The sequence below is a fragment of the Streptomyces sp. NPDC001852 genome (genome assembly GCF_042891825.1).
In the GTDB taxonomy this organism is placed as follows: domain Bacteria; phylum Actinomycetota; class Actinomycetes; order Streptomycetales; family Streptomycetaceae; genus Streptomyces.
The window spans coordinates 179,968-198,218 of sequence record NZ_JBIATN010000010.1; the positions used below are offsets into that span (position 1 = coordinate 179,968).

Consider the following 18,251-nt stretch of genomic DNA (forward strand, 5'->3'; position numbering starts at 1 on the left):
CTGTGCAATATGCCAAGACTCGGCTGGTCTCGGCCACCCCGTGCCGGAAATCCGCCCGTACGTCTGCGCGTCGGCCGGGCCGCCCGTCACCCGGGGGCCGGTGTGCCGGCCGTCGTGGCGTCCGCGCGGGCGCGCACGGCCTCGAGGGCGTCCCGGTGGCGCAGCGCGCAGGAGACCGGGCCGATCTCCCGGAGCAGGTCCGTCGCGTCGGTGTCCCCCAGGCCCCCGTCGGACCGCGGCCGTGCGCGCTGTTCCACGGCGTCCAGGATCGTCACCGCCGCCGCCAGCGCCTTGGCCTTGTCCGGCGGGTGACCGAGGGCGAGCGCGGCATCGTACGACCGGCGGCGCAGGTCCTCGTCGATGTGGCGGCCGAGGGGCAGCAGCATGTCCCGGATGAACGTCTCGCGGTGCGTCAGCCGCAACTCCGGGCGGGCCCGCAGCAGCAGGGGCACCCCTTCTCCCTTGACGCTGCGCATCAGCAGGTACAGCGGGCGCAGTTGGTTGTGGGCGAGCCGGACCCGCCAGCGGTCGTGCAGGTACTGGCCGAGGTGCGGCAGGATGAAGCCGACGGCGATCAGGATGGCCGACAGACAGGCGACCGGCGGCGCGACGTCGGTGCTCAGCCAGTCCAGGTCGTGTCCGCTCCAGCGGGCCGTGACCGCGGTGAGCTTGACGGCGTCGAACACCAGGTTCATGCCGTACCCCGCGCCCAGCGACACCAGTCCCCAGCGCAGCCAGGAGTCGAGCAGCCCGTCGGTCCGCACCCAGTTCCAGATGAGCCGGGACGTGATGAGCGCCGTGGTGCAGTGCGCGAGCAGGTAGAGCAGGATCTCCTCGCCCATGTACGGGGTGGTGGCGTAGTACGTGTCCAGGTCGATGCGCCGCTCGACGGGCACGTTCGCGAGCGCGAACAACACCCACAGTGCGATGATCACCCCGGAGTACACGGCGATCACCCAGCGCTGTGCGCGGCGGGTGACGGCCGAGCGGTCGGACAGTCCGTGGCGCCAGGCGGTGATCAGCAGCAGACAGGCCGCGCAGAACGCGGTGAGCAGTGAATAGACCAGCGGGGCCGCGATGTTGGGGACGCCGGTGACCCGGTTGGTCCAGGCGATCGTGGCCGGCGTCACGAACACGAACACCGCGCAGGCGAGCAGCAGCAGACCGCCCACCGCGCGCAGCAGCGGGTCCTTCCACAGCCGGATGATCGTGGGCAGCTTGATCGCCAGTGCGGTGGCCAGCACCGCGGTCGCGACCCAGAACGCGGTGGAGGACTCGCTGAGCATGCCCGCCGGGCCCAGGTGGTCGGCCAGGGTGGCGGCCGGGCCGGCGCACGTCACCGCGGGCCTCCCGCGCGCCGCCCCCGGTGGCCGAGGGAGCGTTGGACGGGGTCGAGCGGGCGGTCCGTGCTCCGGGACAGCCGGTGCCGGAAGGCGGTGGCGAGCAGGTGCCCGAACGCGTCGGCGTCGGCCTCGTCCCGCTCCCGGGAGCCGTCGCGGGCGGCGACGGCGAGCGCGGTCTCACGCAGGTCGGGCTCCTCGGCCAGCAGGCGTGACGCGGCCGCGCCGGCGCCGGGGTGGTGGCGGTGACCGGCGTGCATGTGCCACAACTCATGGCCGAGGATGACCAGTTGCTGCACTCCTTCGGCCCGCTCCTCGACGATGACGAGGTCGAAGTCGTGGAACTCCACCCACAGGCCCGTCACCGCGAGTTCGTCGGGGAACCGCTCGAAGCGCAGCTGAACGGGGCGTCCGCCACGCAGGGCGCCCATCGTGGCGCACAGCGCGCGGCACAGCTCACGCGCGTCGGCGGGAGGGCGGGGACGGTCCCGGACCGCGGCGGCGAGGTGCGCCGTCAGCCGGCGCATCGTCAGGCCGGCCGGCGAGCGCCGTCGCAGGCTCCCGGCAAGCCGGGCCGCACTTCTCCGCGCGCCCGCGATGCTCATCGGTCCCCTCTCTGCCGGTCCGAGCGTACGCGTCTGGGCGTGTCCGCGTCATGAGGTCCGGGCGACCTTCGGCAAAGAGGAGACCACCTATGAGCTTGTGTCCGACCCATTGACGCCGGAAGCGCTTCGAATCTACGGTCCCGTTCGAAGTTGCGGTTGATATCCGGTATTTCGAACAGGACGGTGGGGGCAGGGTATGGGACCGGTTCCGAAGTGATGCGAAAGGACCCCATGAGCAAGAGCACCGCCCGCTTCACCCTCGACCCGGCCTTCACGGTGGGCCAGGTCAACGCCCGTGTCTTCGGATCCTTCGTGGAACACCTGGGCCGCTGCGTCTACACCGGTGTCTACGAGCCGGACCACCCGACGGCGGACGAAGCGGGCCTCCGAACCGACGTCCTCGACCTCGTCCGCGAACTCGGCGTCACCGCCGTCCGCTACCCCGGCGGCAACTTCGTCTCCGGATACAAGTGGGAGGACTCGGTGGGCCCCGTGGAGGACCGCCCCCGCCGCCTCGACCTCGCCTGGCACTCCACGGAGACTAACCGCTTCGGTCTGTCGGAGTTCATCGCCTTCCTGAAGAAGCTCGGACCCGAGGCCGAGCCGATGATGGCCGTGAACCTCGGGACGAGAGGCGTCGCCGAAGCCCTCGAACTCCAGGAGTACGCCAACCACCCCTCCGGCACCGCGCTCTCCGACCTCCGCGCGGCCCACGGCGACAAGGAGCCCTTCGGCATCCGGCTCTGGTGCCTGGGCAACGAGATGGACGGCCCCTGGCAGACCGGGCACAAGACGGCGCAGGAGTACGGCCGGCTCGCCGCCGAGACCGCGCGGGCCATGCGCCAGGCGGACCCCGGAGTCGAACTGGTCGCGTGCGGTTCCTCCAGCCAGGCCATGCCCACCTTCGCGGAGTGGGAGGCGACGGTGCTCCAGGAGGCGTACGACCTGGTCGACCACATCTCCCTGCACGCCTACTACGAGCCCGTCGACGGCGACGTCGACTCCTTCCTCGCCTCGGCCGTCGACATGGAGTCCTTCATCGAGAACGTGGTCGCCACCGCCGACCACATCGGCGCGAAGCTCAAGTCCAAGAAGCGGATCAACCTCTCCTTCGACGAGTGGAACGTCTGGTACCTGTCGAAGTGGGAGGAGCACGCGAAGACCTTCGAGCAGACGGACTGGCCCGAGGCGCCCCGCCTCCTGGAGGACAACTACAGCGTCACGGACGCCGTCGTCTTCGGCTCGCTCCTCATCGCCCTGCTGCGGCACGCGGACCGTGTCACCGTCGCCTGCCTCGCCCAGCTGGTCAATGTGATCGCCCCGATCATGACCGAGCCGGGCGGCCCGGCATGGCGGCAGACGACGTTCTTCCCGTTCGCGCAGGCCTCGAAGTACGGCCGCGGTCAGGTCCTCGACGTGCGCGTGGACTCACCGACGTACGAGACGAAGAAGTACGGCGAGACGGACCTGCTGCACGCCACGGCCGTCCGCGCGGCCGACGGCACGGTCACCGTGTTCGCCGTGAACCGCAGCCGGACGCAGCCGCTTCCGCTGGAGGTCGCCCTCAACGGGCTTTGCCTGACGGCCGTCACCGAGCACAGCGCCCTCGCGGACGCCGACCCCGACGCCCGCAACACCCTCGACGACCCCGGGCGGGTCGTCCCGCACCCGGTGGAGGGCACCGCCCTGGCGGACGGCACCCTCACCGCCGTACTGGAACCGCTGTCCTGGAACGTGATCAGGCTCGCGTGATCAGACCGGTGTGACCGGCAGTCCGCCGCTCGCCCTGCCGAGCAGCGTCAGGCTCACCCGGCCCGGCCCCGACAGCGTGGTGAACTCCGAAAGGACCGCCAGCGCGAGGGTGTTCGTGCCCCGGGTGCGCAGGACGCCGTTCGGCAGGACGAAGGTGTGCTGCGGGCCCACGTTGTTCACGTACTGGCCCATGTTCCAGCCGTTGAGGAAGATCTGTGCGCGGTAGGCGCGGTAGGGGTCGTCCTGAAGGGTCAGGCCGATCGAGGCGTCGATGTCGGCCGGGACCGCGAGGCGGAAGGTGGTCCGGTACCAGGTCACGCCCTGGTACCGGGCGGCCCGGGGGAAGGCCGTCCGCTCCCAGTCGTGGTCCCGGAAGCCGGGCAGATGCCAGCCCTCCCGCTCGCCGTGGAGGCCGCCGGTGTTCAGCGGGCCGCGCACCGGGTCGGGGGCCGCCGTGCCCTGGATCCGCCAGCTCACCTTCGGAGACGCGCCCTTGAAGGCGGCCGCCGTCAGTCCCCGCGCCACCTTGTGGGTGTCGAGTCCCTTGCCGTCCTGGTCGCGCTGCATGCGCCGGACGAGGACCGAGAGCACATGCCGGCCCGGCGAGCGCAGCTGCTCGCGGACGGGGAAGACGGCCGTGTCCGCCCAGCTGCCCTTCCGGATGGTCGTGTCCTTGTCCGGCACCGGCATCCGGTGGGTGCCCAGCGGCTCGCCGTCCAGCCAGGCCATCAACAGGCCCTGGGTGCCCGTGCTGTAGGAGAGGGAGACCTCCTGGAGGCCGGTGGAGTCGGTGAAGGAGCCGCGGTACCAGACGTCCCCGTAGTGGAAGCCGTAGTCGTCGGCGAAGAGGACCGGCTGACCGTCGGGGACCGGCGTGGTGCTGAACGTCGTCCTCTTGTCCGCGACCGTCCAGTCCGAGTCGTCGAAGCCGGGACCGGCCTCCGGGTTCTCCCTGCGCATCCGCCAGCCGCCCAGCTCGGGCAGCTTCACCTCCGGGACGGCCGGCAGCAGGCCGGTGGTCATCAGGCTGCCGGACAGGGTGACCCGGGTGGGCAGGGTGCGGCCGTTCCACACCAGGGTGTCGATCCCGCGCGGCCCCCACACCTCGATGCTGGTCGTCTCGGTGAGGTCACCCGTCAGGTGGACCTCGGACCCGCGCAGTTCGACGTGGCGCAGCAGCGCCGGGCCGTACACCAGGAGGGTCCCGGACGGGGTGTCGTACGGGAAGAGGCGTACGGCGGTGGCGTCGTCGGAGAAGAGCAGCAGCAGCGGGGTGTCGGTCTCGCCCTTCTGCACCAGCACCCGGGTCAGCCCGCCCTCGCCGAGCGGGGCGTTCACATGCAGGTCGTCGTTGACGTCGAAGGCCCAGGCGGCCTCGGGGTCGAGGCGCATGACGTTCGGCTCGACGGGGCACTTCAGCACCAGCTCGGCCATGTCCTCCTGCCGCCCCGAGAACGCGGCGATGTCCTGCCGCCCCGCCGTCACGCACAGCACGGGCTCGGCGGTGGAGTACTTCAGTGTCCGCCTGCCCAGCTTCAGCCCGGTCGTGAGCAGCCGGGCGTCCTTGCCGGGCACGGTGATCCGCACCCGGCCCGCGTCGGTCGGCAGATCGGTGGTGACCGCCTCGGTGCCGTCGTTGCGGGCGACATAGACGTGCGCGCCGGTGTCCGGGTTGGTCAGGTGGTAGACCTTCAGGCCCTCGGCGTGCACGTCCGGTGCCCGGTCCAGCTTGGCGAAGTCGGGCACGCGCTGGAGCAGATGGCCCAGCTGGTGCATCGGCGCGATCTTGTCCGTGACGTTGCGGGCCTCGTCGATGGCGGCACCGTAGTCGTACGACGTGTAGACGACCGGCGCGGGCAGCCAGCCCCAGGAGGTGCCGCCGAAGGTCATGTAGACGTTGTGCAGGGTGATCCCGTTGGCCAGGTTCGTCAGGTAGAACCGGCGTTCATAGGCGGCGTCCCGGGTGCGCCGCGACTCGGCGTACCCCTTGCCGTCGAAGAACGCCCCGCCCCACGGGTCGAACCAGCCACCGCCGAACTCGGGCACGAACCCGGGCGTGGACGGCGAGGCACTGGCCCCGCCCCCCGTCCCGCCGGGACCGTAGTGGCCCCAGTCGGGCGGGGTCTGTGCGGGCGACGGGTACCCGTCGAAGCCGTACAGCCAGCCGCCCTTCTCACCGCCGGTGTCGAAGGACCCGGGCACCCAGTACCCGTTCCTGCCCTTGTCGTTGTGGAACAGCGGGACGTCGATGCCGTCCGCCCGCACCTTCTTGTACAGGTGGGACATGTACGCCCGGCCGGCCGCGTCGACGTGGGCGTCGTACTCGTTCTCGATCTGGTACAGCAGGATCGTGCCGGTGCCCTGGGTGAACAGATGCCGGCGGGCGATCCGGTTCACCTGGGTCAGCCACTCGTCGACGTGCCCCAGATACGTCGGGTCGTCGCTCCGGGCCGTGCCCTTCGTCGCCGACAGCCAGCCCGGGAAGCCGCCGCCGTCCACCTCGGCGTTGATGTACGGGCCGGGCCGCAGGATGACGTACAGGCCGGTCTCCGCGGCCATGCGCAGGAACAGGTCCAGGTCCCGGACGCCGGTGAAGTCGTACCGGCCCGGCGCGGCGGAGTGGTAGTTCCAGGCCACATAGATACTCACGGCGTTGTAGCCGTGGGCCCGCATCTTCTGCAGCACGTCCCGCCACAGGGAGGGGCTCGGCAGCCGGAAGGGGTGCAGCTCGCCGGACCACACCACCAGCCGCCTGCCGTCCACGAGCAGCGAGTACTGGTCGTAGCCGATGGTGTGCCGGCAGCCGTCGGCGCTCGGCGGGGCGGGCGCCGGGCCGGTCGGCACGCTGCGCGCCGCGTACGCCGAGGGTGCCCCGGGGCCGCCGCTGCCGCCCAGGGCGAGCCCGAGCGCGGTCGAGCCCGCGAGGGCACTGAAGGTACGTCTGCTGAGCGCCAAGGTGGATCCTCCGCGGGCGATCTTACGGGGCGCGGGTGCAGGCCATTCTCCATGCGGCGACGCCCCACAATGGACCCATGAGGATCTCGGCTCGGGCGGACTACGCGGTACGGGCGGTACTGGAGCTGGCCGTACGGCAGGGTAACGGCCCGGTGAAAGCGGAGGAAATCGCCGCCGCGCAGGGCATCCCGCACAAGTTCCTGGAAGGGATCCTGGGCGACCTGAGGCGTGGCGGGATCGTCGAGAGCAGGCGCGGCGGAGGCGGCGGCTACCGGCTGGCGCGGGAGGCGGCCGAGGTCACGGTCGCCGATGTGATCCGCGCGGTGGACGGCCCGATCGTCTCGGTCCGCGGCGAACGCCCGACGGGCCTCGCCTACACCGGCAGCGCCGAGCCCCTGCTGCCCCTGTGGATCGCGCTCCGCGCGAACGTCCGCCGGATCCTGGAGGGTGTCACCCTCGCCGACCTCGCGGCGGACGCGCTGCCGGAGCCCGTCCGGGCGCTGGCGGCGGAACCGGCGGCCTGGGAGAACCCGTAGGGGTGCGGTGTGAACGACCGGATGTGAATGGCCGGAGTTGTATCTCCCGGGTGTGAGCGGGGCTTTCTACGATGCGGAACGCTTCACAGGCTCCACACAGACCCCCCACATCCGACTATGGGAGAAACCATGGCTGGTGGACTCCTCCTGAGCGGTGCCGTGGCGGCGCTGCTCGCCACCGCGATACCCACCCAGAGACCCGCGGGCGGCCCGATCGACAACCCGCCCCCGGACAAGATCGTCATCGACGTGGCGACGGTGAACGGCTCCGGCTGCCCCGAGGGCACCGCCGCGGTCGCCGTCTCACCGGACAACACCGCCTTCACGGTGACCTACAGCAGCTACCTGGCCCAGGCCGGCGGCAACTCCGACCCCACGGCCTTCCGCAAGAACTGCCAGCTCAACCTGGTGGTCCACGTGCCCCAGGGCTTCACCTACGCGATCGCCAGCGCCGACTACCGGGGTTTTCTGTCCCTGCAGCCCGGCGCGAGCGCCACGCAGAAGGCCTCGTACTACTTCCAGGGCTCCCCGCAGACCGTCCCCAAGTCCCACCCGTTCTCCGGCTCCTACGACGACAACTGGCAGGCCACCGACAGCACGGACTGGGCCCAGCTGGTCTGGGCGCCGTGCGGGGTGCTGCGCAACTTCAACATCAACACCGAGCTGCGGGTGAACGCGGGCACCCAGAACCCGGGCAAGGTCAGCTTCATGACCATGGACTCCACGGATGGGGACATCAGCACGGTGTACCACCTGGCGTGGAAGGAGTGCCCCAGCACCTAGGCGGACGGACGCCACGCCGGTCACTGTGAGTATGTGGTGGCCGTTGACGTTTCGCACCGGTGAGCGGTCATCCATGGGTTGACCCGCAGAATCGTTCGACAAGGAGTGATCCTCGCAAGGGGCGCGCGAGGGGCGCAGTACGCGCCGGTTCATTGCCCTCGCGCGCCGTCTGCAGTGATTACTCAACGTGAGCGCGGCTCTGCTACTCCTGTGCACGCAGCGTGACGACAGCGGGTCGTCGCGGATCGACGTGCCAGGGAAGACGAGGTAGAGCCATGCCCCTCGACACAGCGACCACAGCACCGGCGGGAGCGGAGTCGGAGCAGGAGCAGCGGGAACAGCAGAGCCTGAGCACCGCGGCGGCGCGCAATCTCGCCACCACGACCAAGTCCGAACCGCAGATGCAGGCCATCAGCTCCCGCTGGGCCACCCGCATCCTGCCCTGGGTGAACGTGCCGGGCGCCACCTACCGGGTCAACCGCCGCCTCTCCTACACCGTCGGTGACGGCCGCGTCACCTTCGTCAAGAACGGCTCCAAGGTCCAGGTGGTCCCCGCCGAACTGGGCGAACTGCCGCTGCTGCGCGGCTTCACCGACAAGGACGTGCTCGGCGCGCTGGCCGACAAGTTCGTGCAGAAGGAGTTCGCCCCCGGCCAGGTCATCGTGCAGGAGGGCCGCAAGGCCGACCAGGTGTACCTGATCGCGCACGGCAAGGTCGAGAAGCTCAGCGAGGGCCCGTACGACGGGGAGGCCGTGATCGGCCTGATGGCCGACGGGGACTCCTTCGGCGGCCAGGTGCTCGCCGGCCAGAACCAGAAGTGGGACTTCACGGCCCGCGCCATGACCGCCACCACGGTGCTCGCGCTGCCGATGACGGCGTACAAGGCGGTCGCCGAACGCCACCAGACGCTGCGCCGGCACGTGCAGCACATCAGCGGCAACGGGCAGCGCAAGGTGAACCGCTCGGGCGAGGCGGAGATCGAGCTCAGTGCGGGACACGCGGGCGAGGAGACGCTGCCGCAGACCTTCGCCGACTACGAACTCGAGCCGCGCGAGTACGAGTTGAGTGTGGCGCAGACCGTGCTGCGGGTGCACAGCCGGGTCGCCGACCTCTACAACGAGCCGATGAACCAGACCCAGCAGCAGCTGCGGCTGACCATCGAGGCACTGCGCGAGCGGCAGGAGCACGAGCTGATCAACAACAAGGAGTTCGGCCTGCTGCACAACGCCGACTTCGACCAGCGGATCTCCACCTACTCGGGCCCGCCGAGCCCGGACGACATGGACGAGCTGCTCAGCATGCGGCGCAAGACCCGGTGCTTCCTCGCCCACCCCAAGGCCATCGCCGCCTTCGGCCGCCAGTGCAACAAGCGGGGCATCTACTTCGGCAGCATCGAACTGCACGGCAACCAGCTGCCCGCGTGGCGCGGCGTTCCGCTGCTGCCGTGCGGCAAGATCCCGATCAGCGACGACGGCACGACGTCGATCATCGCCATGCGCACCGGCGAGGACGACCAGGGCGTCATCGGCCTGCACCAGACCGGCATCCCGGACGAGGTCGAGCCCGGCCTGAACGTCCGCTTCATGGGCATCAACGAACAGGCCGTCATCTCCTACCTCGTCAGCACCTACTACTCGGCCGCCGTCCTGGTGCCCGACGCCCTCGGCATCCTGGAGAACGTCGAGATCGCCCGCACGAACGGGAGCTGACGAGGGTGTCGTTGTTCTCCCGGTTCACGGCACCCGCCGTACCCCACGACATGACGGGCCTGGCACGGGCCCTGCTGTCGGCCGGCACCCCACCGCCGCCCAGCCCGCCTTCGGCCACTCCGGCACCCCGGGTCCCGACCCTTCCCTCCGGCCCCACCGGCCTCGGCACATCGGGAATCCGCATCCCCTTCACGGGGGAGGCACGGCAGTCGGCGGCGGCCGGTCAGGCGGTGGCGGGTGCGGGTGTGTCCCCGGGCGGGCTGCCCGCCGGACCCGCTGGACCGGACGCCTCGGTGGCCGCGCTCGCCCCCACGGTTCCCGGTGCCCCGGCAGCCACCTCCCGCGCCGCCACGCCCGAGCCCTGCCCGCCTGCCGCGTGTCCCGCACACCCCCGACCCCGTCCCTCGTGAGGATCCCCATGTCCAAGATCTCCACCCAGATGGAAAGCATCGCCATGGGCGATGTGCTGCGCACCGACTACCAGAAGTCGGTCGCGGAGTACTGGAACAAGGAGAAGGACCCCGTCAACATCAAGCTCGGCGAGGTCGACGGCCTCTACCACCACCACTACGGCCTCGGCGAGTGGGACCCCTCGGTCCTCGTCGGCCCGTCCGAGACCCGTGACCAGCGCATCATCGAGGAACTGCACCGCCTGGAGACCGCCCAGGCCGACGTCCTCCTCGACCACCTCGGCGACATCACCCCCGACGACCACCTGCTGGACGCCGGTTCCGGCCGGGGCGGCACCAGCTTCATGGCCAACGAGCGCTTCGGCTGCCACGTCGACGGCGTCAGCATCTCCGAGCAGCAGGTCGGCTTCGCCAACGACCAGGCCAAGCAGCGCGGGGTCACGGACCGGGTCCGCTTCCACTTCCGCAACATGCTCGACACCCGTCTGGAGACCGGATCGCGCCGGGCGATCTGGACCAACGAGACGACGATGTACGTCGACCTGTTCGACCTCTTCGCCGAGTTCTCCCGCCTGCTGGAGTACGGCGGGCGCTACGTCTGCATCACCGGCTGCTCCAACGACGTCACCGGCATGCGTTCCAAGGCGGTCAGCAGGATCGACGAGCACTACACCTGCAACATCCACCCGCGCAGCGAGTACTTCAGGGCGCTGGCGGCGAACGACCTGGTGCCGATGCAGGTCATCGACCTGACCCCGGACACCATCCCCTACTGGGAGCTGCGCGCCAAGTCCTCCGTCGCCACCGGCATCGAGGACCCCTTCCTCACCGCCTACAAGGAGGGCAGCTTCCACTACCTCCTCATCGCGGCCGACCGCATCTGAGACCAGGGCGCACGCGTGGTGCCGCATGCGCGCGACGTGCGGCACCACGCCCGGCGGGAGTAGACATGAGAGCACACTGCCTTTGGGGCAAGGCCGTTGTCATCGGCGGCAGCTATGCGGGACTCGTGACCGCACGCGTACTGGCCGACTTCTTCCGCGAGGTCGTCCTCGTGGAACGGGATGCCGTCGACGAGGACACCGGCGCCCATCCGGGTGCTCCGCATGGCTACCAGGGGCACGCGATGCTGGCCAGGGGCGGGGAGATCCTGGAACGGCTGTTCCCGGGACTGCGCGAAGAGCTGAGAGACGCGGGCGCGCCGGTGTTCGACTACGGGGAGGGCATCGACTTCCTGCTGCCCGTCGGACGCGCGCCACGGCAGCGCACGGGCGTCCCGGTCCAGAGCTTCACCCGCGACGAGCTGGAACGCCGCCTGCGCCGCAAAGTGCTCGCACTTCCGCAGGTCACACTGGTGGCGTCCACCAGGTGTACGGGCCTGACCCGGGACTTCGCGGGCCGTGTGAACGGCGTGAGATGCCAGTCGGAGAGCGCCAAGCCCTTCCAGCTGACCGCCGACCTGGTCGTCGACGCCTCCGGACGGTCCAGCTCCCTGGTGGACTGGCTGAACGAGCTGGGGATCAGCGTGCCACCCAAGCGGACCGTGAAGGCGAAGGTCACCTACACGTCGATGAACTTCGACCGGCCGGCGGAGAGCCACCCCGACCATCCCGACTACTACGTCGCCTATCAGATGCTGTTCGCTCCCAGTGTGCGCCGGGCCGGGGTCCTGCTGGCCGTGGAGCGCAGCCGGTGGACGTGCATGCTGTTCGGGTTCCACGACCAGCCGCCGACCGACGACGAGGGCTACCTGGCGTTCGCCAAGACCCTGAACACGCCGCACCTGGCCGAACACATCGCCCGGCGCTCCGTCCAGGAGCCCACCCGCCGCTACACCAACGTCGACAACCAGTGGCGGCCCTTCCACACGGTCCGGGACTGGCCGGACCGCCTCCTCGCCGTCGGCGATTCCGTGTGCGTCTTCAACCCCGTCTACGGGCAGGGCATGACGGTCGCCGCGATGGAGGCGGAGCTGCTGCAGCGCATGCTGAAGCGACACGGCACGACGGGGCGACTGGACGGCCTCGCCCGCGGATTCCAGCGGAAGGTGGGCCGTCTGCTGCTGCTTCCGTGGACGGTGTCCACCAACTCCGACCTGATGTGGACCCCGGGCGGCCGGTCCCTCGCCGCACGCATCGCCCACTGGTACAACATGCGTCTCTTCCACGTGGCGGTGAACGACGCGGCCGTGTGGAAGAGGTTCGTACGCGTGGTCAACATGGTGGCCTCACCGGCCCTGCTGTTCCACCCCCTGGTGGCCCTGAAGGTCCTGAGGGTCACTCACCGGCGCACGTGAGGCGCCCCAAAGGGGCGCGGGGAACTGCGCGACAAGCCACAACGGACCCGCAGCCGCCGCCTGACATCACCACCAACGGCGAGTAGGCGTGTCGGCTCCCCAGGTCGGCTACGCCCCCGCCGCGTTCGGCCAGCTCTGCGCGTTGGGCCACCCCGTGGCCGGCGCCGGAGTCAGGTCCGTGGCCGGCGCCGTCATCCCCCGCACCTGGGCCGCCGTGAGCCCACCTCGGGCCGGCACCCCGGGCGGCGTGGGCGCGACAACGGCCGCGGGCGCGGGCACCGGCGTCGGCTGAGGCGCCGCGGGCAAGGGCTGGACCGGAGGCGCCATCGGCTGGGGCGCCGCAGGCACGGGTGTCGGCTGAGGCGCCGCAGGCACTTGCTGGGGCGCCGCAGGCACCGGCATCCCGCCGCCGGGTTGCGGTACGGCGGCGGGGAGCGGCATGCCGGTGCCGACGGCCGGGGCCGGGGCGGCCGGGGTGGCGGCGCCCAGCGCCTGCGCCTGCGCGGCCAGGCCCCGGAATCCGCCCCCGTTGGTCTCGCTCACCAGCCGGTCCACCGCCGCCGTACCCGAGCTGTAGCTGGTCCCGGTGCCCAGCTCGGGTACGGCGGCTCCCCTCCTGGACCCGTAGAGCACCTGCTCCAGGCCGGACACCAGGCGACGCACGTCGACCTGGGGGCGCACCACGAGTCTCAGGAAGCGGCTGGAGGAGCCGATCTTGTTGCCGCACTCGCGGACCAGGATCCGGTGCTCGGTGAGCATCCGGTCCCGGACCACCGTGCCCTCGGCGCCCACGGGAAGGCGTGCGAAGAGGAAGTTCCCCTGGGAGGGGTACACCGTCAGACCGGGGAGCGCCGACAGATGGCTGGCCATCTCCAGGCGGTCACGGCGGATCTGCTGCAGGCTCTGGGCGTACTCGGCGCCGTGCTCCCGCAGCATGAACACCACGTGCTCGGCGAAGGAGTTGAGGTTCCACTTCGGGAGCATCCCCCGCACCTTGGCCGCGAGCGCAGGGTTGGCGACCAGGTAGCCGAAGCGCACGCCGTGCAGGCCGAAGTTCTTGCCGAGGCTGCGCAGCACGATGACGTTGGGGCGGAGCATGGCCTCCTGGACGACGCTCGGATCGGCCTCCGCGTCGGCGAACTCCAGGAAGGACTCGTCGACGATCACCAGGTCCAGGTCCGTCATCGCGTCCATGAACTGGACGACCTGCTGCTTGCGCAGATAGCCGCCGTCGGGGTTGTTGGGGTTGCAGATCACCGCCACCCGGGTGCCGCGCCGGCGGATGAACTCGGCGTACTGGGCGAGGTCCAGCGCGAAGCCGCTCGCCTCCTGGAGCGGGAACATGTCGACCCGCTTTCCGGTCTCCATCGGCTGGTCGGTCCAGCGGCCGAAGGCCGGGACGGGGATCGCCAGGGACTCGCGGACCAGGAGGTGGTCGATCCAGGTGATCAGTTCGGTGGAGCCGTTGCCCATCGCCACGCACTGCGGGGGGAGCTGGAGGAGGCTGCACAGCTCACCGGTGACGGTGTCGGCGCTGCTCGGGTAGTACGTGATGATCTCGCGCAGCCGGGCCGCCAGCTCGTCGTACATGGCCGGGGTGGGGAAGTACGGGTTGCACGGGATGCAGAAGTCCACCGGGCCGGTACCGTCGCCGCTCTCCCGTGTCAGCGCCGCCATCGAAGGGCTGTGGGCGGTGCCGCCGCGGAACAACGAGGTGACGTTGCCGGTCAAAGGGACCTCCGTTTCGGGTGGCCCGCGCGGGGGAGCACGGGCCACCCATGGATACGGAGGTGACGCCAGTGGCGTTCAACTCACCTGTCGTGTGAGCCGGTTCACGCCGAGAACCGGTGGATCGTCGTCGTCCGGTACGTCTGGCCCGGCCGAAGCACCGTGGACGGGAACTTCGGCTCGTTCGGCGAGTCCGGGAAGTGCTGGGTCTCCAGGGCCAGGCCGTCGCCCTGCCGGTAGGTGTGGCCGGACTGGCCGACGAGGGTGCCGTCGAGGAAGTTGCCCGAGTAGAACTGCACACCGGGCTGGTCGGTGAGGATCTTCAGGGTGCGGCCGGAACCGGGGTCGCGCAGGGTCACCACGTGCTCGGGCCGCGCGGTCACGCCCTTGTCGAGCACGAAGTTGTGGTCGTAGCCCTTGGCGGTGACCAGCTGCGGGTGGCCGATGCGGATGTCCCGGCCGATCGGCTTGGGGTGGGTGAAGTCGAAGGGGGTGCCCTTGACCTTCGCCAGCTCCCCCGTGGGGATCAGGCCCGCGTCGGTGGGGGTGAACCGGCCTGCGGCGAGCCAGAGTTCGTGGTCGTAGATGCTGCCGCTGCCCTCGCCCGCGAGGTTGTAGTAGGTGTGGTTGGTGAGGTTGACGATCGTCGGCCTGTCGGTGGTGGCCCGGTAGTCGATCCGCCAGTCGCCGTGCCGGTTCAGGGTGAAGGTGACCTTCGTCTTCAGCGTGCCGGGGTAGCCCATCTCGCCGTCGACGCTGGTGTAGTACAGGTGCAGGCCGACGTCCGGGCCGGAGGCGAAGGGCTCGATGTGCCACACCTTGGTGTTGAAGCCCTGCTTGCCGCCGTGCAGGCTGTTCACCCCGTCGTTGACGGACAGCTGGTACTTCGTGCCGTCCAGGGTGAACTGGCCCTTGGCGATGCGGTTGCCGTACCGGCCGATGGTGGCGCCGAAGTACGTCGTGCCCTTCACGTACGAGTCGAGGTCGTCGTAGCCGAGGGAGACGTTGGCGTACCGGCCGTGCCGGTCCGGTATCTCCAGGGACTGGATGATGCCGCCGTAGGAGAGGACCTTCAGGCGGGTGCCGCCGTTCTCCAGCGACCAGCGGTGGACCTTCGTGCCGTCGGCGAGCGTGCCGAAGTACTCCTTCACCGGCTTGCGGCCCCCTGACGAAGCGGACGCGGCCTGGGCAGTGCCCGAGCCGAGGGTGGTGGCGGCGATACCCGCCGCCGCGGCGCCTGCGATGACTGTGCGTCTGTTCAGTTCCATGGATGCGGCTCCCGAAAGAGGAGGGGCCCCGCCACGGGGGACGGGGCCCGATCTGACTTACGAACCGGACTTGCGCTTGTTCCACACGTCGAAGCCGACCGCCGCCAACAGGGCCAGGCCCTTGATGACCTGCTGCCAGTCGGTGCCGACGCTGAGGAGGTTCATGCCGTTGTTCAGCACACCGAGGACGAGACCGCCGATGATGGCGCCGAGGACGGTGCCGACACCGCCGCTCATGGAGGCGCCGCCGATGAACGAGGAGGCGATGGCCTCCAGTTCGAAGCCGTCGCCCGCCTTCGGCGAGGCCGCGTTCAGACGGGCGGCGACCACCAGACCCGCCAGGGCCGCGAGCACGCCCATGTTCAGGAACACCTGGAAGGTGATGCGCTTGTCCTTCACACCGGACAGCTTGGCCGCCGGCAGGTTGCCGCCGATGGCGTAGATGTGCCGGCCGAACACCGAGTTGCGCATGACGTAGCCGTACCCGCCCACCAGGACACCGAGGATGATCAGCACGATCGGCGCGCCGTCGTAGCTGGCGAGCAGCATGGTGAGGGCGACGATCGCGGCGACCAGGGCGACGAGCTTGAGCAGGAAGAGGTTCCTCGGCACCACGTCGAGGGAGAACTCCTGCTGGCGGCGCCGGTCGCGCACCTCCTGCCACACCACGGCGGCGATCAGCACGATGCCGAGGAGCAGGGTGAGGTTGTGGTAGTTGGTGTTGGGGCCGACCTCCGGCAGGAAGCCGTTGCCGATCTTCTGCAGGCCGTTCGGGAAGGGGCCGAGGGTCTGGCCCTTGAGGAGGATCTCCGTCAGACCGCGGAAGAGCAGCATCCCGGCGAGGGTGACGATGAACGACGGTATGCCGAAATACGCGATCAGGAAGCCCTGTACGGAGCCCGCCACCGCGCCCACCAGCAGGCACAGCACCAGCGCGAGGGGCCACGCCACATGGTGCTGCACCGTGAGCACGGCCGCGAACGCGCCCACGAACGCCGTGATCGAGCCGACCGAGAGGTCGATGTGCCCGGCGATGATCACCAGCATCATGCCGATCGCGAGGATCAGGATGTAGCTGTTCTGCAGCACCAGGTTGGAGACGTTGCGCGGCAGCAGCAGGTCTCCGCCGGTCCAGACCTGGAAGAGGACGACGATCAGGCCGAGCGCGATCAGCATGCCGTACTGGCGCATGTTGCGGCGCAGGCCGCCGAGCACCAGCTGCAGCAGACCCTCGCCGGCTGCCGGTCCGCCCTTGCCCGGCGGCGCGGCGGCCGGGCTCTTGTCGGTGACGTCCGTGCTCATCGCGTTACCTCTTTGTCCTTCGTCATCTGGCGCATCAGCACTTCCTGCGTGGCCTCGGCCCGCGGCACCTCACCGGTCAGCCGCCCGGCGGCCATCGTGTAGATGCGGTCGCACATGCCGAGCAGTTCGGGCAGCTCGGAGGAGATGAAGACGACCGCCTTGCCCTGGGCGGCCAGTTGGTCGATGACCGTGTAGATCTCGTACTTGGCGCCCACGTCGATGCCGCGCGTGGGCTCGTCCAGGATCAGCACGTCCGGACCGGCGAAGATCCACTTGCTGAGGACGACCTTCTGCTGGTTGCCGCCGGACAGCTTGCCGACCAGCTCGAAGACCGTCGGCGCCTTGATGTTCATGGACGTGCGGAAGCCCTCGGAGACCTGGCGCTCCGCCTGCTCGTCCACCACACCCCGCCTCGCGACCTTCCTGAGCGCGGTCAGCGAGATGTTCCGGTTGATGGTGTCGATCAGGTTGAGGCCGTAGTGCTTGCGGTCCTCGGTGACGTACGCGATGCCGTGCTCCACCGCCTCCGCGACGGTCTTCGTACGGATCTCCGTGCCGTCCTTGAGGACCGTGCCGCCCGCGTAGCGGCCGTAGGTGCGCCCGAAGACGCTCATCGCGAGCTCGGTGCGGCCGGCGCCCATCAGGCCCGCGATGCCGACGATCTCGCCCCGGCGGACGCTGAGCGACACGTCGTCCACGACCTTGCGCTGCTGGTCGATCGGGTGCAGCACGGTCCAGTTGCGGATCTCCAGCGCGGGCGCCGCGCCCTCCTCCGGCTCGTGCGGGGTGCGCTCGGGGAAGCGGTGGTCGAGGTCCCGGCCCACCATGCCGCTGATGATCCGGTCCTCGGTCGTCTCCTCCGCCTTCACGTCGAGCGTCTCGATGGACCGCCCGTCGCGGATGATCGTCACCGAGTCGGCGACCTTGCGGATCTCGTTGAGCTTGTGCGAGATGATGATCGAGGTGATGCCCTGGTTCTTCAGCTCCAGGATCAGGTTGAGGAGCTTGCCGCTGTCCTCGTCGTTCAGGGCCGCCGTCGGCTCGTCGAGGATGAGCAGCTTCACCTCCTTCGACAGGGCCTTGGCGATCTCCACGAGCTGCTGCTTGCCCACGCCGATGTCGGCGACGCGGGTCTCCGGGTGCTCGTCGAGCCCGACCCGGCGCAGCAGGTCGGTGGCGTGCCTGAGGGTGTCGTTCCAGTTGATGAACCCGCGCGTGGCGTGTTCGTTGCCGAGGAAGATGTTCTCCGCGATGGAGAGGTACGGCACCAGCGCCAGCTCCTGGTGGATGATGACGATGCCGCGCTGCTCGCTCGCCCGGATGTCCCTGAACTGACAGACCTCCGACTCGAAGAGGATCTCGCCCTCGTAGGTGCCGTGCGGATGGACGCCGGAGAGCACCTTCATCAGGGTCGACTTTCCGGCGCCGTTCTCCCCGCAGATGGCGTGGACCTCGCCCTGCCGGACGGTCAGAGTGACGTCCGACAGCGCCTTGACACCGGGAAAGGTCTTGACGATCGAGCGCATTTCCAGGACGGGTCCCGCCATGGTCGTGCCTTCCAATCCGT

The 18,251-nt window shown here is 69.9% G+C and carries 13 protein-coding genes; 6 read left to right on the forward strand and 7 right to left on the reverse strand.

The genetic code is table 11. The features are described from left to right. Positions 1–86 precede the first annotated feature (86 nt). Together ACFYZB_RS19340 and ACFYZB_RS19345 are read right to left on the reverse strand one after the other, a co-directional pair. Positions 87–1,286, reverse strand: a complete 1,200-nt coding sequence (locus ACFYZB_RS19340; RefSeq protein ID WP_388760141.1) for an MAB_1171c family putative transporter — start codon at positions 1,284–1,286, stop codon at positions 87–89. A 50-nt stretch (positions 1,287–1,336) separates the two neighbouring features. After that, the gene (locus tag ACFYZB_RS19345) at positions 1,337–1,945 is read right to left on the reverse strand and encodes a toxin-antitoxin system, toxin component family protein (RefSeq protein WP_388759832.1); all 609 of its coding nucleotides are present in this window, start codon (positions 1,943–1,945) and stop codon (positions 1,337–1,339) included. Between the two features lie 231 nt (positions 1,946–2,176). Here ACFYZB_RS19345 and ACFYZB_RS19350 point away from each other — a divergent pair, with 231 nt between their 5' ends. Next, complete coding sequence (locus tag ACFYZB_RS19350; RefSeq protein WP_388759834.1) at positions 2,177–3,697, forward strand: alpha-N-arabinofuranosidase; 1,521 nt, start codon at positions 2,177–2,179, stop codon at positions 3,695–3,697. Here ACFYZB_RS19350 and ACFYZB_RS19355 read toward each other — a convergent pair whose 3' ends face one another. Beyond that, positions 3,698–6,652, reverse strand: a complete 2,955-nt coding sequence (locus tag ACFYZB_RS19355; RefSeq protein WP_388759837.1) for a beta-galactosidase — start codon at positions 6,650–6,652, stop codon at positions 3,698–3,700. Between the two features lie 77 nt (positions 6,653–6,729). Between ACFYZB_RS19355 and ACFYZB_RS19360 the strand changes: the two genes are divergently transcribed. From ACFYZB_RS19360 to ACFYZB_RS19380, 5 genes are all read left to right on the forward strand, one after another. Continuing rightward, positions 6,730–7,188 carry an Rrf2 family transcriptional regulator gene (locus ACFYZB_RS19360; protein WP_351203290.1) on the forward strand — a complete coding sequence of 153 codons (459 nt, stop codon included), beginning with the start codon at positions 6,730–6,732 and terminating at the stop codon, positions 7,186–7,188. Positions 7,189–7,317: 129 nt separating this feature from the next. Then, on the forward strand, positions 7,318–7,971 hold the full coding sequence (locus tag ACFYZB_RS19365) for a DUF4360 domain-containing protein (protein WP_388759840.1): 654 nt from the start codon (positions 7,318–7,320) through the stop codon (positions 7,969–7,971). Positions 7,972–8,246: 275 nt separating this feature from the next. Beyond that, entirely contained in the window at positions 8,247–9,680 is a 1,434-nt protein-coding gene (locus ACFYZB_RS19370) for a family 2B encapsulin nanocompartment shell protein (RefSeq protein WP_388759843.1), read from the forward strand. Between the two features lie 418 nt (positions 9,681–10,098). Then, entirely contained in the window at positions 10,099–10,974 is an 876-nt protein-coding gene (locus ACFYZB_RS19375) for a geranyl diphosphate 2-C-methyltransferase (RefSeq protein ID WP_351203296.1), read from the forward strand. A 65-nt stretch (positions 10,975–11,039) separates the two neighbouring features. After that, entirely contained in the window at positions 11,040–12,386 is a 1,347-nt protein-coding gene (locus ACFYZB_RS19380) for an FAD-dependent oxidoreductase (RefSeq protein WP_388759847.1), read from the forward strand. A gap of 108 nt (positions 12,387–12,494) precedes the next feature. Here the strand turns inward: ACFYZB_RS19380 and ACFYZB_RS19385 are convergent, their stop codons facing one another. The 4 genes from ACFYZB_RS19385 to mmsA form a co-directional block, all read right to left on the reverse strand. Further along, complete coding sequence (locus ACFYZB_RS19385) at positions 12,495–14,117, reverse strand: histidinol-phosphate transaminase (protein WP_351203300.1); 1,623 nt, start codon at positions 14,115–14,117, stop codon at positions 12,495–12,497. A gap of 101 nt (positions 14,118–14,218) precedes the next feature. Next, positions 14,219–15,382 carry an aldose epimerase family protein gene (locus tag ACFYZB_RS19390; RefSeq protein ID WP_388759851.1) on the reverse strand — a complete coding sequence of 388 codons (1,164 nt, stop codon included), beginning with the start codon at positions 15,380–15,382 and terminating at the stop codon, positions 14,219–14,221. A gap of 57 nt (positions 15,383–15,439) precedes the next feature. Continuing rightward, a complete protein-coding gene (gene mmsB / locus ACFYZB_RS19395) occupies positions 15,440–16,684 on the reverse strand; it encodes a multiple monosaccharide ABC transporter permease (RefSeq protein WP_388759853.1) in 1,245 nt (414 codons plus the stop codon). Continuing rightward, a complete protein-coding gene (mmsA, locus tag ACFYZB_RS19400; protein WP_388759856.1) occupies positions 16,681–18,231 on the reverse strand; it encodes a multiple monosaccharide ABC transporter ATP-binding protein in 1,551 nt (516 codons plus the stop codon). Before mmsA ends, mmsB begins: the two co-directional genes overlap by 4 nt. Positions 18,232–18,251: the final 20 nt, after the last annotated feature.